Genomic DNA, 13,825 nt, shown 5'->3' on the forward strand with positions numbered 1-13,825 from the left:
CGGACATCACATCGAGACGCCCACTGGCCGGTCCCCACACTGCAGTTGGGCCCCTCCAGCCTCAGATGTCACAGGGGTGGCGCGGTGCGCGTCGGCCTCGGCAGGCACCCGCCGCGTGGCTAGGCTCGTACCCATGGTCAACCTGACGCGCATTTACACCCGCACCGGTGATAAGGGCACCACCGCCCTCGGCGACATGAGCCGCACCGTGAAGACCGACACCCGCATCGCCGCCTACGCCGACGCCAACGAGGCCAACGCCGCGATCGGGGTGGCGATCGCGCTCGGGCAGCTGCCCGAGGAGATCGTGAAGGTGCTCGTCCGCATCCAGAACGACCTCTTCGACGTGGGCGCCGACCTGGCCACGCCCGTCGCCGAGAACCCCAAGTACCCGCCGCTGCGCGTGGAGCAGTCCTACATCGACAAGCTGGAGGCGGACTGCGACCGCTTCCTGGAGGACCTGGAGAAGCTCCGCAGCTTCATCCTGCCGGGCGGGACGCCGGGGGCGGCGCTGCTGCACCAGGCCTGCACGGTCGTGCGCCGCGCGGAACGCTCCACCTGGGCGGCGATGGAACTCCACGCGGACATCATGAACCCCCTGACGGCCACCTACCTGAACCGCCTCTCGGACCTGCTGTTCATTCTCGCCAGGACGGCTAACAAGGAGGTCGGGGACGTCCTGTGGGTCCCGGGCGAGAACCGCTGACGCGCGGCAGCCCGGGGACCGGTGAGGAGCCGCACCGCCCTGGGGCCGACGGCCTTCGCCGCGCGCTGCGCCGTGAGGCGTCAGCGCTTCAGTTCCTCCGGGGCCGGGGCCTGCTCCGGCCCCTCCGGAGCCGGGGCCTGCTTCGGCCAGATCGTGTAGCTCATCGCGATGGCCAGGTTGATTCCGGCCGCGATGAGCGCCTTCGTCTGCCATGCCCGCAGCGAGCTGATGTCGCCGGAGTCCCCGACGTACCAGACCGCCGCCTGCAGCAGGCCGAGGGCGACCGCGCAGGACAGGATCCAGCGGGCGGCGGTCTTCCACTCGTGGACGGCGCGCGCCGTGCCGTACTTCGGCGGCTTCACCGGCGGCGGGCCGCCCGCGAAGCGGTGGGCGAAGCGGGCGTCGACCCACTTGATCGTGGCGTGGCCGAGGCCGACGGAGTAGCCGATGTAGACGGCGGCCAGACCGTGCTTCCAGTCGGCCTCCGCACCGTTCTTCAGGTCGATCGCGGTGGCGATGAACAGGACCAGCTCCAGCAGGGGCTCCAGCAGCAGCACGGCGACCCCCGCCCGCGGCATCTTCGCCAGGTACCGCAGGCTCAGGCCGCCGGCCAGCAGCACCCAGAAGCCGACCTCGCAGACGACGATCAGCGTGACGATCACGGTTGTCTCCCTTCCCTCCCTTCCAGGCTCCCTGCCGTGACCAGCGGCTTCGTCATCGCGTACGACGATTCGCGACTGCATCCTTCGATGTAGTGCGCGGCCCGCCGCACCCTCCTCCGGCGCGTCCCCGCCGCCCCCGCCGCATGCTGTGATGTACGCATGCCCGTCCGCCGCCTGCGCCTGCCCCGCCGCCCCGACCGCGACGCCGTCCTGATCGCGGCCACAGGCCTGCTGGGCGGCCTGGCGCTGTGGTTCCTGGGGCTGCACAACAACCCTCCGCTGGCCGATGTGCCCGGGTGGCTGTCCCTGGTGGCGCTGGGTGTCATGTGCGGCGCCGAGCTGCTGCGGCGCAGCGCCCCGCTGACGGCGCTCGCCGTCGGCACGCTCACGCTCGTCCTCGACATCTGCACGGGCTCGCTCGTCGCGACGATCGCGATGTACACGGACGTCGTCTACGCGGCCGTGCTCTACGGACGTCCGTCCGTCGCCTGGCGCATCCCCCGCATCGCCGAGGTGCTGACCGTGCTGGGGACGCTGCTGGCCGTGGCGGTGCTCCGCGAGCCGCAGGCGCTGCTGATCGGTTTCGGCTTCGGGGTGCTGGTGGTCGCGCCGGCGTGGACCGGCGCGGGTATCCGCCGGCACCGTGACGCCGCGCGCGCGGCCCGGCTGGAGGCCGAGCGGACGGCGCTGCTGGCGGAGATGGACCGTCGCGAGGCGGTGGGCGCCGAGCGCGCCCGGATGGCGCGCGAGCTGCACGACATGGTCGCGGGTCACCTGTCGGCGATCGCGATCCACTCCACCGCGGCGCTGTCGATCGGGGAGGCGAAGGCGTCGGAGGAGGCGCTCACCGTGATCCGGGAGAACAGCGTGCAGGGCCTGGCCGAAATGCGCCGGCTGATCGGGCTGCTGCGGCAGGCGGGCGGCGAGGACGAGCCCGCGGCCACGCCCCGCCTCGACGGCGTGGACGCGCTCCTCGCCCACGCCCGCAAGGCCGTCCGCGACGACCGGTTCCGCTTCGTCCTGGACGACGGGCGGGGCCCGGTGCCGCTCCCGGCGCCGACGGAGCTCGCGGCGTACCGCATCGTCCAGGAGTCGCTGACCAACGCGGTCAAGCACGCGGCGCCGGGAGAGGTGACGGTGCGCCTGGCGCGCGAGGGCCGCAGGTGGCTGGCGGTGGAGGTGACGAGCGCCTACGGCGCGGGTCCCGTGCCGCGGGCGCCGGGTTCCGGGGCGGGGCTGGTCGGCATGGGCGAGCGAGTGGCCCTGCTGGACGGGGAGTTCGAGGCGGGCCCGGTGGCGGGCCCGGACGGCAAGTGCTGGCGCGTGCGGGCGGTGCTGCCCGTACCGGAGGAAGGAACACCGTGACCACCACACCCCCCGCGGACGCCCCCGGGATCCGCGTCCTGGTCGCCGAGGACCAGGCGTCCGTACGCTCCGGGCTGGTGCTGATCCTGCGCTCGGCGCCGGGCGTCGAGGTCGTCGGGGAGGCGGCCGACGGCGAGAAGGCCGTCCGGCTGGCCCGCGAACTGCGCCCGGACCTGGTGCTGATGGACGTGCAGATGCCGCGCCTGGACGGGGTGTCGGCGACCCGGCAGGTGGTCGCCGAGCGGCTCGCCGACGTCCTGGTGCTGACCACGTTCGACCTGGACGAGTACGTCTTCGGGGCGCTGCGCGCGGGCGCGGCGGGCTTCCTGCTCAAGGACAGCGACGCCGCCGGTCTCATCGCGGCGGTGCGGACGGTGGCGGCCGGCGAGGGGCTGATCTCCCCGGCGGTGACGCGCCGCCTGATCGCGGAGTTCGCGCGCCCGGCGCAGGGCCGGATGCCGGGCGCCGGGGAGCCCGCGGCGCTGGAGACGCTGACCCGCCGTGAGCGCGAGGTGCTGGCGGCGCTGGGCGAGGGGCTGTCGAACGCGGAGATCGCGGGCCGTCTGGGCATGGCGGAGGCGACGGTGAAGACGCACGTCAGCAGGTTGCTGAACAAGCTGGAGCTGCGCAGCAGGGTGCAAGCGGCGGTGCTGGCCCGGGAGTTGGGATTGGTCCAGTCCTCTTGACCATTGGTACGGACCTTCTTACGCTCCCCGAGCAGCTGTGCACCCCCCACCTGTCCGCACCTCTCTCCGAGGAGCACCCCCTTGAGCACAGGAACCTCAGGAAGCATCGGCCGCACCTTACGAAGAGCGGTGGCCGCCCTGGCCACGCTCGCGCTGCCCGCCACCGCGCTCGTCGGCCTGGCGGCCGCCCCGGCCCACGCGGCGCCGTCCGCGACGGCGACATTCGTCAAGACCTCCGACTGGGGAACGGGCTTCCAGGCGGAGTGGACGGTCAAGAACACCGGCACCACGGCCATCACCGCCTGGACCGTCGAGTGGGACTTCCCCTCCACCACCACGGTCGGCGCCTACTGGGACGCCCTGCTCACGAGCTCGGGCTCCCACTACACCGCCAAGAACCGCGAGTACAACGGCAGCATCGCGCCCGGCGCCAGCGTCACCTTCGGCTTCGTCGGCTCCGGCGACGGCGCTCCCGCGGGCTGCCGGCTCGACGGCGGGCCCTGCGACGGCTCCCCCGCCGACACCCCGCCCAGCGCCCCCGGGCAGCCCTCCTCCACCGGTGTCACGGCCGACAGCATCGCGCTGACCTGGGCCGCGGCCACGGACGACAAGAGCGTCAAGAACTACGACGTCTACCGCGGCGACAGCGTCGTCGGCACGGTCTCCGGCACCGCCTTCACCGACACCGGCCTCAGCGCCGACACCGACTACACCTACAAGGTCGTCGCCCGCGACTCGGCCGGCCAGACCGGCCCGGCAAGCCCGTCCGCCACCCTGCGCACGGGGAGCGGCGGCGGCACCGACAAGCCGCCCTCCGCCCCCGGCACCCCGCAGGCGACCACGGTCACCGACACCTCCGTCGCCCTGAAATGGCCCGCGGCCACGGACGACAAGGGCATCAAGGACTACGACGTCTACCGCGGCACCGTGAAGGTCGCCACGGTCGGCAAGCTCGCCCACACCGACACCGGCCTCACCGCGGGCACCGACTACACCTACACCGTCGTCGCCCGGGACTCCGCGGGCCAGACCGGCAAGGCCAGCGCGCCGCTGACCGTGCGCACCACGGGCGGCGGCCAACCGCAGCCCGGCGCGGGCTACGCCAAGGTCGGCTACTTCGTGCAGTGGGGCATCTACGGCCGCGGCTACACCGTGAAGTCCCTGGAGACCACGGGCGCCGCCGCCAGGCTCACCCACATCAACTACTCCTTCTCCAACATCCACCCCACCGACCTCACCTGCCTCAATGGGGTCACCAAGGCCACCACCCCCAACCCCCAGGACCCGAGCCAGGGCGACGGCGCGGGCGACTCCTGGGCCGACTACGAGAAGGGCTTCGGCGCGGGCGAATCCGTCGACGGCGTCGGCGACACCTGGGACCAGAAGCTGGCCGGCAACTTCAACCAGCTGAAGAAGCTCAAGGCCAAGCACCCCGGCCTCAAGATCAATATGTCCATCGGCGGCTGGACCTACAGCAAGTACTTCTCGGACGTCGCCAGGACGGACGCCTCCCGGCAGAAGTTCGTCAAGTCCTGTATCGACATGTACATCAAGGGCGACCTGCCGGCGACCAACGGCCGCGGCGGCCCCGGCGTCGCCGCCGGGATCTTCGACGGCTTCGACATCGACTGGGAGTGGCCCGGCGCCGAGGGCCACGCCGGCAACCACGTCTCCAAGGACGACAAGGCCAACAACACCCTGCTGTTCGCCGAGTTCCGCCGGCAGCTCGACGCGCTGAGCGCGACGACGGGCAGGAAGTACCTGCTCACGGCCTTCACCCCGGCCGACCCGGCGAAGATCGAGGCCGGCTGGGACATCACCACCAAGGACGGCACGCCCGGCGTCTTCGACTACATGGACTTCGCCAACGTCCAGGGCTACGACTTCCACGGCTCCGGCAGCGACAACAGCTGGGAACCCAAGCGCACCGGCCACCAGGGGAACCTCTACCAGGACGCCAAGGACCCGTACGCGACGAAGTTCAGCGTCGACAAGACCGTCCAGACCTATCTCGACGCCGGGGTCGACCCGAAGAAGATCGTGCTCGGGCTGGCGTTCTACGGCCGCGGCTGGCAGCAGGTCGCCGACGGCGGTGAGCGCGGCGTCTGGCAGACGGCGAACGGGGCGGCACCGGGCCAGTTCCCGGAGGAGTCGGGCACCCGCGGCTACGACAACCTGATCGCGTCCGTCGCGGGCCTCACCGTCCACCACGACGAACAGTCGGTCGCCACGTACGGCTACACCGGCAACAACGGGCAGTGGTGGACGTTCGACGACGTCTGGTCGATCAACAAGAAGACGGCCTGGCTCAAGCCGAAGGGCCTGGGCGGCGTCATGATCTGGGAGATGTCGGGTGACAGCGGAACGCTGATGACGGCCGTGGACAACGGCTTGCGTTCCTGACCGGCAAAAACGCCGGCCGGGCTTGATATATCAAGCCCGGCCGGCGTTCGAGGCCACAGAAAGCTAAGCCACGTTCACGCGCTGGCCGGGAGGTGCCGCCTCCAGCCACGCCAAGAAGCCCGTCAGGGCGTCCTCGCTCATCGCCAGCTCCAGGCGCGTCCCCTGGTGCACACAGATCAGCACGACCGCGTCGGACAGCAGCGCGAGCTCCTCGTCCCCCTGCGGGGCCCGGCGCTCCAGCACCTCGATGGAGGCGCGCTCCAGCAGCCTGCGGGGCCGCGGCGCGTACGAGAAGACCCGGAACCACTCGATCCGGTCACTGTTGTAGCGGGCGACGCCGTACACCCAGCCCTTGCCGTCCGGCCTGGGGTCCGTCTCGGGGACGTTCCAGCGCAGACTGCAGTCGAACGTACCGCCGGAGCGCTGGATCAGGCGCCTCCGCAGCCCGAAGACGAAGAGCCCCACCAGCACCAGCAGGACGACGACGCCGCTCACGAGCAGAGCGAGGACCATCTCCACCGACCTCCTCGCAACATCTAGAGCAACGGGCTTGTATTGCCTCAGCCGCGGACCGCCCTGGAGTGTTCCAGTGCGGTCCGCGGCTGAGGGACGAACTCAGTGGGCCGTGGGCTAGTGAACGCCCGCGACCGCACGCAGCCGGACGTCGGCGCGCCGCTCGGCGGCGGCGTCCGCCGCCGACTTGGCGCGCTCGAGCGCCCGCTCCGCACGCTTGACGTCGATCTCGTCGGCAAGCTCCGCGATCTCGGCGAGCAGCGAGAGCTTGTCGTCCGCGAACGAGATGAACCCACCGTGCACCGCGGCGACGACGTTGCCGTCGGCGGTCCTGATGGTCACCGGGCCGGACTCCAGCACACCGAGCAGCGGCTGGTGGCCGGGCATGACGCCGATGTCACCCGATGTGGTACGCGCGATGACCAGAGTGGCCTCGCCGGACCAGACGCTTCGGTCCGCCGCGACCAGCTCGACGTGCAGCTCAGCAGCCAACGTGGCTCCTCGGGTCTTCACCTGCCGGGCACGGCAGGTGTTGGGTCAAAGAATAGGGGACGTGGCTGCCGGGGGCGGGAGCGCCCCGCCCCCGGCAGCTGGTGAGCACGGGGCTCAGGAGACGCCCAGCTCCTTGGCGTTCTTCTTCAGGTCCTCGAGACCACCGCACATGAAGAAGGCCTGCTCGGGGAAGTGGTCGTACTCACCGTCGCAGATGGCGTTGAACGCCGCGATGGACTCGTCCAGCGGGACGTCGGAGCCGTCGACACCGGTGAACTGCTTCGCCGCGTGGGTGTTCTGCGACAGGAAGCGCTCGACGCGACGGGCGCGGTGGACGACCAGCTTGTCCTCTTCGCCCAGCTCGTCGATACCGAGGATCGCGATGATGTCCTGGAGGTCCTTGTACTTCTGCAGGATCCCCTTGACGCGCGAGGCGGTGTCGTAGTGGTCCTGCGCGATGTAGCGCGGGTCCAGGATGCGGGACGTCGAGTCCAGCGGGTCCACCGCCGGGTAGATGCCCTTCTCCGAGATCGGACGCGACAGAACGGTCGTGGCGTCCAGGTGGGCGAAGGTCGTCGCCGGGGCCGGGTCGGTCAGGTCGTCCGCGGGGACGTAGATCGCCTGCATCGAGGTGATCGAGTGACCACGGGTCGAGGTGATGCGCTCCTGCAGGATGCCCATCTCGTCCGCGAGGTTCGGCTGGTAACCCACCGCGGAGGGCATGCGGCCCAGCAGGGTGGAGACCTCGGAACCGGCCTGGGTGAAGCGGAAGATGTTGTCGATGAAGAACAGCACGTCCTGCTTCTGCACATCGCGGAAGTACTCCGCCATGGTCAGACCGGCCAGGGCGACGCGCAGACGGGTGCCCGGGGGCTCGTCCATCTGACCGAAGACCAGCGCGGTCTTGTCGAGAACGCCGGCCTCCTCCATCTCGACCATGAGGTCGTTGCCCTCACGGGTGCGCTCACCGACACCGGCGAAGACGGAAACGCCCTCGTGCAGCTTCGCCACACGCATGATCATTTCCTGGATCAGAACGGTCTTGCCGACACCGGCACCACCGAACAGACCGATCTTGCCGCCCTTGACGTACGGGGTCAGCAGGTCGACGACCTTCAGGCCGGTCTCGAACATCTCGGTCTTGGACTCGAGCTGGTCGAAGGCCGGGGCCTTGCGGTGGATGGACCAGCGCTCGGCGTCGGCGACCGTGGACGGGTCCTCGTTGAGGACCTGGCCCAGGGTGTTGAACACCTTGCCCTTGGTCACGTCACCGACGGGGACGGTGATGCCCGTGCCGGTGTTGGTCACCGGGGCCTGGCGGACCAGACCGTCGGTGGGCTGCATCGAGATGGAGCGGACCAGGCCCTCGCCCAGGTGCTGGGCGACCTCGAGGGTCAGCGTCTTGCGAGCGCCCTCCTCGGCCGGGTCGTCGACCTCGACGTGCAGAGCGTTGTAGATCTCCGGCATCGCGTCGACGGGGAACTCCACGTCGACGACGGGGCCGATGACCCGCGCGACGCGGCCCGTGGCGGCGGCCGTCTCAACAGTGGTCGTCATTAGTTGTCACTCCCCGCGGTCGCGTCGGCCAGGGCGCTGGCGCCACCGACGATCTCGCTGATTTCCTGGGTGATGTCGGCCTGTCGGGCCGCATTGGCAAGCCGCGTGAGCGACTTGATGAGCTCTTCTGCATTGTCGGTGGCGGACTTCATCGCACGACGACGGGCGGCGTGCTCGGAAGCCGCTGCCTGCAGCAGCGCGTTGTAGATCCGGGACTCCACGTACCGCGGCAGCAGTGCGTCGAGGACCCCTTCGGCCGACGGCTCGAAGTCGAACAGCGGCAGGATCCGGCCCGGCGCAGCAGTCTCCTGCTCCTCCGGGGCCTTCTCCAGGCTCAGCGGCAGCAGACGGTTGTCGACCGGCGTCTGCGTCATCATCGAGACGAACTCGGTGAAGACGATGTGCAGCTCGTCCACGCCGCCCGCGGCCGTGTCCTGCTGGACGGCCTCGATCAGCGGACCCGCGATGCGCTTGGCGTCGGCGTAGGTCGGGCTGTCGGTGAAGCCGGTCCAGGACTCCGCCACCGGGCGCTCGCGGAAGCCGTAGTACGCGACGCCCTTGCGGCCGACGATGTACGTGACGACGTCCTTGCCCTCGGCCTTGAGCCGCTCGGTGAGCCGCTCGGCAGCCTTGATGGCGTTCGAGGAGTAGCCGCCGGCCAGACCGCGGTCGCTCGTGACGAGCAGCACCGCGGCCCGGACCGGGTTCTCCGCCTCGGTGGTCAGGGCGTGCTTGGTGGTGGAGCCGGTGGCAACCGCGGTCACTGCCCGGGTGAGCTCACTGGCGTACGGAGTCGATGCGGCCACCTGGCGCTGTGCCTTGACGATGCGCGAGGCGGCGATCATCTCCATCGCCTTGGTGATCTTCTTGGTCGCGGAGACGGACTTGATCCGCCTCTTGTAGACCCGGAGCTGGGCACCCATGCTCAGCCCTCGCCCAGCAGCTTGCCGTCCGAGGTCTCGAACTGCTGCTTGAAGGACGCGATCGCGTCGCCCACGGCCTGCAGCGTGTCGTCGGACATCTTGCCGCCCTCGACGATGCTGGTCATCAGGCCCTTGTGCTCGCGGTGCAGGTAGTCCAGCAGCTCGCGCTCGAAGCGGCGGATGTCCTCGACCGGGACGTCGTCCATCTTGCCGGTGGTGCCGGCCCAGATCGAGACGACCTGGTCCTCGGTGGAGTACGGGGCGTACTGGGCCTGCTTCAGCAGCTCGACCATGCGCTTGCCGCGCTCCAGCGAGGCCTTCGACGCGGCGTCCAGGTCGGAACCGAAGGCGGCGAACGCCTCCAGCTCACGGAACTGAGCGAGGTCCACGCGGAGGCGGCCGGAGACCTGCTTCATGGCCTTGTGCTGGGCGGAGCCACCGACACGGGAGACCGAGATACCGACGTTCAGGGCCGGGCGCTGGCCGGCGTTGAACAGGTCGGACTCCAGGAAGCACTGGCCGTCGGTGATGGAGATGACGTTGGTCGGGATGAACGCCGAGACGTCGTTGGCCTTGGTCTCGACGATCGGCAGACCGGTCATGGAGCCGGCGCCCATCTCGTCGGAGAGCTTGGCGCAGCGCTCCAGCAGACGCGAGTGCAGGTAGAAGACGTCACCCGGGTAGGCCTCACGGCCCGGCGGGCGGCGCAGCAGCAGGGACACGGCGCGGTAGGCGTCGGCCTGCTTCGACAGGTCGTCGAAGACGATCAGGACGTGCTTGCCCTGGTACATCCAGTGCTGACCGATGGCCGAGCCGGTGTAGGGGGCGAGGAACTTGAAGCCCGCCGGGTCGGACGCGGGGGCCGCGACGATCGTCGTGTACTCCAGCGCACCGGCCTCCTCCAGCGCCGCGCGCACGGAGGCGATGGTCGAGCCCTTCTGGCCGATGGCGACGTAGATGCAGCGGACCTGCTTCTTCGGGTCGCCGGTGCGCCAGTTGTCGCGCTGGTTGATGATCGTGTCGACGGCCAGCGCGGTCTTGCCGGTCTGGCGGTCACCGATGATCAGCTGACGCTGACCGCGGCCGACCGGGGTCATCGCGTCGACGGCCTTGTAGCCGGTCTCCATCGGCTCGTGGACCGACTTGCGCTGCATGACCGTGGGGGCCTGCAGCTCAAGGGCGCGCCGGCCCTCGGTCGCGATCTCGCCGAGGCCGTCGATCGGGTTGCCCAGCGGGTCGACGACGCGGCCGAGGTAGCCCTCGCCGACCGCGACGGAGAGCACCTCACCGGTGCGCTGCACCGGCTGGCCCTCCTCGATGCCGCTGAACTCGCCGAGGACGACCGCACCGATCTCGCGCTCCTCGAGGTTGAGGGCGAGACCGAGGGTTCCGTCCTCGAACCGCAGCAGCTCGTTCGCCATGGCCGAGGGAAGGCCCTCGACCTTAGCGATGCCGTCGCCGGCAACGCTGACCGTACCGACCTCCTCGCGCGAGGCCGCGTCCGGCTTGTACGCCTGGACAAAGTTCTCCAGCGCGTCCCGGATCTCCTCCGGCCGGATCGTGAGCTCCGCCATCTGGGTTCCCTGCTCTCCTTGTTGGGCCCGAAGTATTTCTTCTCCGGAGGCTGGGTTCCGCAGCGGTGCTGCGGGCCCCCGGAGGACACCGTCGGCCCAACTCGGGCCGTCAGTCATGCTCTTGAGTTGGTGGCTGTCAGCCGGCCGTCATCCGACGGTCCGCCTCGGCGAGCCGGTCCGCGATGCTGCCGTTGATGACCTCGTCGCCGATCCGCACCTGCACACCGCCGATGAGCTCGGGGTCGATGTCCAGGTTGAGGTGGACACGGCGCCCGTACAGCTTGGCGAGCGCGTCGCCGAGGCGCTGCTTCTGGGCATCGCTCATCGGCACCGCGGACGTGACCACTGCGACCACACGGTCCCGGCGGTCCGCGGCCAGCTTGGAGAGGGCGTTGAGCCCCGCCTCCAGGCTACGGCCCCGCGGCTGTGCCACAAGACGGACAACGAGACGCTCGGTGACCGGATTGGCCCGGCCCCCCAGCAGCTCGCTCACCAGCGCGGCCTTGGCCGAGCGGTTCGCGACCTTGTCCGTCAGCGCGGCCCGCAGCTCGGAGCTGGAGGCGACGATGCGGCCGAAGCGGAACAGCTCGTCCTCGACGTCGTCCAGGACACCGGCGCGGTCGGCGGCGATGAACTCGGCGCCGGAGGCCAGCTCCTCGATCGCGTCCACCAGGTCGCGCGAGCGCGACCAGCGGGAACGGACCATCCCGGAGACCAGGTCGGCGCACTCGCCGCCCACCTGGCCGCCGAGCAGACGCCCGGCCAGCTGGGACTTGGCCTCGCCCGGCTGGGCGGGGTCGGTCAGGACCCGGCGCAGCGAGACCTCGCGGTCCAGCAGCGCGGTGACCGCGGCGAGGTCGTCGGCGAGCTTCGCCGCGTCCACGGAGGTGTTGTCCGCCAGCGCGTCGAGGCGCTCACGTGCGGAGGCCTGCGCCTCCCGGCTCGCTCCACTCATCGGTTCGCCTCTGCCTTCGTCGCACCGGCCGCCGCCTTGGCCTCGAGGTCGTCGAGGAAGCGGTCGATGGTCCGGCTCTGCCGGGCCGCGTCCGCGAGGGACTCGCCGACGATCCGGCCGGCCAGATCGCCGGCGAGCTTGCCCACGTCCTGGCGGAGCGAGGCCGAAGCGGCCTTGCGGTCGGCCTCGATCTGGGCGTGGCCGGCAGCGATGATCTCCTCGCGCTGACGCTCACCTTCGGACCGCATCTCTGCGATCATCGACGCGCCCTGCTCCTGCGCCTCCTGGCGCATGCGGGCGGCCTCATGGCGGGCGTCGGCGAGCTGGGCCCGGTAGTCCTCGAGCACCTGCTGCGCCTCGGCCTGGGCGGCCTCGGCCTTCTCCATGCCGCCTTCGATGGCCTCGCGGCGCTCGTCCAGAGTCGAGTTGATCTTCGGGAGGAGCTTCTTGCCGAGGAAGATGAAGACGATGGCGAAGGCGATCAGGCCGATGACGAGCTCTGGGAGCGGGGGCAGGAGCGGGCTTTCCAGCTCCCCCTCGCTCGCCAGGACTGCCAGGGGATTCACATCAATGCCTTCCGTCGAAAACAGTGGTCGTCAGGCTGTGATCAGGCGGACGGGTAGACGAACGGCATGACCAGACCGATCAGGGCGAGCGCCTCACAGAAGGCGAAGCCGAGGATCTGGTTGGCGCGGATCAGGCCGGCGGCCTCGGGCTGGCGGGCCAGGGCCTGGGTGCCGTTACCGAAGACGATGCCGACGCCGACGCCGGGGCCGATCGCGGCGAGGCCGTAGCCGATCGAGCCGAGGTTGCCCTTGATCTCGACACCAGCGGCGATGGTCTGGAGAGCAGCAGACATGCTCGTTCTTCCTTCTCTTTCACGAACCGGTGGGGGTTGGCCACCGGACGACTGTTGGTCTGGGGAGCGGGGGTGCTCAGTGGTGCTCTGCGAGCGCGCCCTGGACGTAGTTGGTGGCCAGCAGCACGAAGACGTACGCCTGGACGGCCTGGATGAACAGCTCGAAGGCGGTCATCACGACGGTCATCACGAAGGAGACGCCGGCGTAGGCGATGCCGATCCCGTTCAGCAGGTACCAGCTGGCGATGGTGAACATCAGGATCAGCAGGTGACCGGCGAACATGTTGGCGAAGAGCCGCACCGCGTGGGTGAAGGGCCGGATGATCACGTTCGAGAAGAACTCGAGGACCACGGCGAGCGGGAGGATCGGGCCGAGCGACTTGTCGTAGCCGACGATGTTCTTCAGGCCGCCGACGAAACCGTGCTTCTTGAACGTCAGGTACATCCACAGGACGTAGACGATCAGGGCGAGCGCCGCCGGGAAGGCGATGATCGACGTCACCGGGAACTGGGCGACCGGAATGATCGACCAGAGGTTCATGATCCAGACGAAGAAGAACAGCGAGACCATGAAGGGGACGTACTTCTCGCCCTCCTTCTTGCCGAGCGAGTCGTAGACGATGCCGCGGCGCACGAAGTCGTAGCCCGCCTCACCGACCATCTGCAGCTTGCCGGGGACCACCTTGGCCCGGCCGAAGGCCGCCCAGAAGAAGCCGATGACGATGACCGTGGTCAGCACGGCCAGCAGCATGGGCTTGTTGAACTCGATGCCGCCGACGGTGAAGAGCGGCTCGAACAGGAACGAGTGGAGGCCCGGGGCTGGGAAGCCGCACCCATCGAAGATGTGGCAATCGGTCTCGAAGGCGAGCATCTGGTCAGCACTCACCGCGAGCTCCTTCAGCGTGGCGCATAGGTACGGCAACCTCGTTGTGTCGGCGCGGCGCACAGCCGCGGAACGGCACTGGACTGGTCTTGCGGATGGGGGGGCGGGTGATCGGCGCGGGGCCGGTCGCGGGCATCAGCTGCATGGACTGCCGATTCCGTCCCGGGAAACTCGGGTGTTCAGCTGCCTGCGCCCACTGTGCCTCAGATGGCACCGGACGATAGCAGGTGAGCGTCGGCACCTTTAT

General features: G+C 69.8%; 14 protein-coding genes. 4 read left to right on the forward strand and 10 right to left on the reverse strand.

The genetic code is table 11. The features are described from left to right. Positions 1–133 precede the first annotated feature (133 nt). Positions 134–706: a cob(I)yrinic acid a,c-diamide adenosyltransferase gene (locus tag ACFPP6_RS25290; protein ID WP_336005733.1), complete on the forward strand. Its 573-nt coding sequence runs from the start codon at positions 134–136 to the stop codon at positions 704–706. An 80-nt stretch (positions 707–786) separates the two neighbouring features. Here ACFPP6_RS25290 and ACFPP6_RS25295 read toward each other — a convergent pair whose 3' ends face one another. Next, positions 787–1,368, reverse strand: coding sequence for a hypothetical protein (locus ACFPP6_RS25295; protein ID WP_382046582.1), 582 nt, complete (start codon positions 1,366–1,368; stop codon positions 787–789). Between the two features lie 159 nt (positions 1,369–1,527). On the opposite strand from ACFPP6_RS25295, the gene ACFPP6_RS25300 reads away from it, so the two are divergent. From ACFPP6_RS25300 to ACFPP6_RS25310, 3 genes are all read left to right on the forward strand, one after another. Further along, complete coding sequence (locus ACFPP6_RS25300; protein ID WP_382046585.1) at positions 1,528–2,733, forward strand: sensor histidine kinase; 1,206 nt, start codon at positions 1,528–1,530, stop codon at positions 2,731–2,733. After that, entirely contained in the window at positions 2,730–3,419 is a 690-nt protein-coding gene (locus tag ACFPP6_RS25305) for a response regulator (RefSeq protein ID WP_382046588.1), read from the forward strand. The genes ACFPP6_RS25300 and ACFPP6_RS25305 overlap by 4 nt, the downstream gene beginning before the upstream one ends. Positions 3,420–3,500: 81 nt before the next feature. Continuing rightward, positions 3,501–5,822, forward strand: coding sequence for a glycosyl hydrolase family 18 protein (locus ACFPP6_RS25310; RefSeq protein WP_382046591.1), 2,322 nt, complete (start codon positions 3,501–3,503; stop codon positions 5,820–5,822). 63 nt (positions 5,823–5,885) lie between these two features. Here the strand turns inward: ACFPP6_RS25310 and ACFPP6_RS25315 are convergent, their stop codons facing one another. The 9 genes from ACFPP6_RS25315 to atpB all read right to left on the reverse strand — a co-directional run bounded on the left by ACFPP6_RS25315 (position 5,886) and on the right by atpB (position 13,581). Continuing rightward, positions 5,886–6,335: a DUF2550 domain-containing protein gene (locus ACFPP6_RS25315; protein WP_382046593.1), complete on the reverse strand. Its 450-nt coding sequence runs from the start codon at positions 6,333–6,335 to the stop codon at positions 5,886–5,888. A gap of 117 nt (positions 6,336–6,452) precedes the next feature. Then, complete coding sequence (locus ACFPP6_RS25320; RefSeq protein WP_058046298.1) at positions 6,453–6,827, reverse strand: F0F1 ATP synthase subunit epsilon; 375 nt, start codon at positions 6,825–6,827, stop codon at positions 6,453–6,455. Between the two features lie 114 nt (positions 6,828–6,941). Continuing rightward, on the reverse strand, positions 6,942–8,384 hold the full coding sequence (atpD, locus tag ACFPP6_RS25325; RefSeq protein ID WP_382046596.1) for a F0F1 ATP synthase subunit beta: 1,443 nt from the start codon (positions 8,382–8,384) through the stop codon (positions 6,942–6,944). Continuing rightward, positions 8,384–9,307, reverse strand: a complete 924-nt coding sequence (locus tag ACFPP6_RS25330; RefSeq protein WP_382046599.1) for a F0F1 ATP synthase subunit gamma — start codon at positions 9,305–9,307, stop codon at positions 8,384–8,386. Before ACFPP6_RS25330 ends, atpD begins: the two co-directional genes overlap by 1 nt. Before the next feature lie 2 nt (positions 9,308–9,309). After that, positions 9,310–10,881, reverse strand: a complete 1,572-nt coding sequence (atpA, locus tag ACFPP6_RS25335) for a F0F1 ATP synthase subunit alpha (protein WP_058046295.1) — start codon at positions 10,879–10,881, stop codon at positions 9,310–9,312. 136 nt (positions 10,882–11,017) lie between these two features. Next, positions 11,018–11,836 carry a F0F1 ATP synthase subunit delta gene (locus ACFPP6_RS25340; protein WP_382046603.1) on the reverse strand — a complete coding sequence of 273 codons (819 nt, stop codon included), beginning with the start codon at positions 11,834–11,836 and terminating at the stop codon, positions 11,018–11,020. Continuing rightward, the gene (locus tag ACFPP6_RS25345; RefSeq protein ID WP_179082673.1) at positions 11,833–12,402 is read right to left on the reverse strand and encodes a F0F1 ATP synthase subunit B; all 570 of its coding nucleotides are present in this window, start codon (positions 12,400–12,402) and stop codon (positions 11,833–11,835) included. Before ACFPP6_RS25345 ends, ACFPP6_RS25340 begins: the two co-directional genes overlap by 4 nt. A gap of 41 nt (positions 12,403–12,443) precedes the next feature. After that, a complete protein-coding gene (atpE, locus tag ACFPP6_RS25350) occupies positions 12,444–12,695 on the reverse strand; it encodes an ATP synthase F0 subunit C (protein ID WP_087926250.1) in 252 nt (83 codons plus the stop codon). Between the two features lie 76 nt (positions 12,696–12,771). After that, positions 12,772–13,581 carry a F0F1 ATP synthase subunit A gene (gene atpB, locus ACFPP6_RS25355; RefSeq protein WP_246430503.1) on the reverse strand — a complete coding sequence of 270 codons (810 nt, stop codon included), beginning with the start codon at positions 13,579–13,581 and terminating at the stop codon, positions 12,772–12,774. Positions 13,582–13,825: the final 244 nt, after the last annotated feature.

The organism is Streptomyces aureoversilis (assembly GCF_042657885.1).
Lineage (GTDB): Bacteria > Actinomycetota > Actinomycetes > Streptomycetales > Streptomycetaceae > Streptomyces > Streptomyces aureoversilis.

Coding starts and splice junctions, on each gene's coding strand:
- ACFPP6_RS25290 (WP_336005733.1), top strand. CDS start 134: ATGGTCAACCTGACGCGCATTTACACCCGCACCGGTGATAAGGGCACC.
- atpD (WP_382046596.1), bottom strand. CDS start 8,384: ATGACGACCACTGTTGAGACGGCCGCCGCCACGGGCCGCGTCGCGCGG.
- ACFPP6_RS25330 (WP_382046599.1), bottom strand. CDS start 9,307: ATGGGTGCCCAGCTCCGGGTCTACAAGAGGCGGATCAAGTCCGTCTCC.
- ACFPP6_RS25300 (WP_382046585.1), top strand. CDS start 1,528: ATGCCCGTCCGCCGCCTGCGCCTGCCCCGCCGCCCCGACCGCGACGCC.
- ACFPP6_RS25340 (WP_382046603.1), bottom strand. CDS start 11,836: ATGAGTGGAGCGAGCCGGGAGGCGCAGGCCTCCGCACGTGAGCGCCTC.
- atpA (WP_058046295.1), bottom strand. CDS start 10,881: ATGGCGGAGCTCACGATCCGGCCGGAGGAGATCCGGGACGCGCTGGAG.
- atpE (WP_087926250.1), bottom strand. CDS start 12,695: ATGTCTGCTGCTCTCCAGACCATCGCCGCTGGTGTCGAGATCAAGGGC.
- ACFPP6_RS25315 (WP_382046593.1), bottom strand. CDS start 6,335: ATGGTCCTCGCTCTGCTCGTGAGCGGCGTCGTCGTCCTGCTGGTGCTG.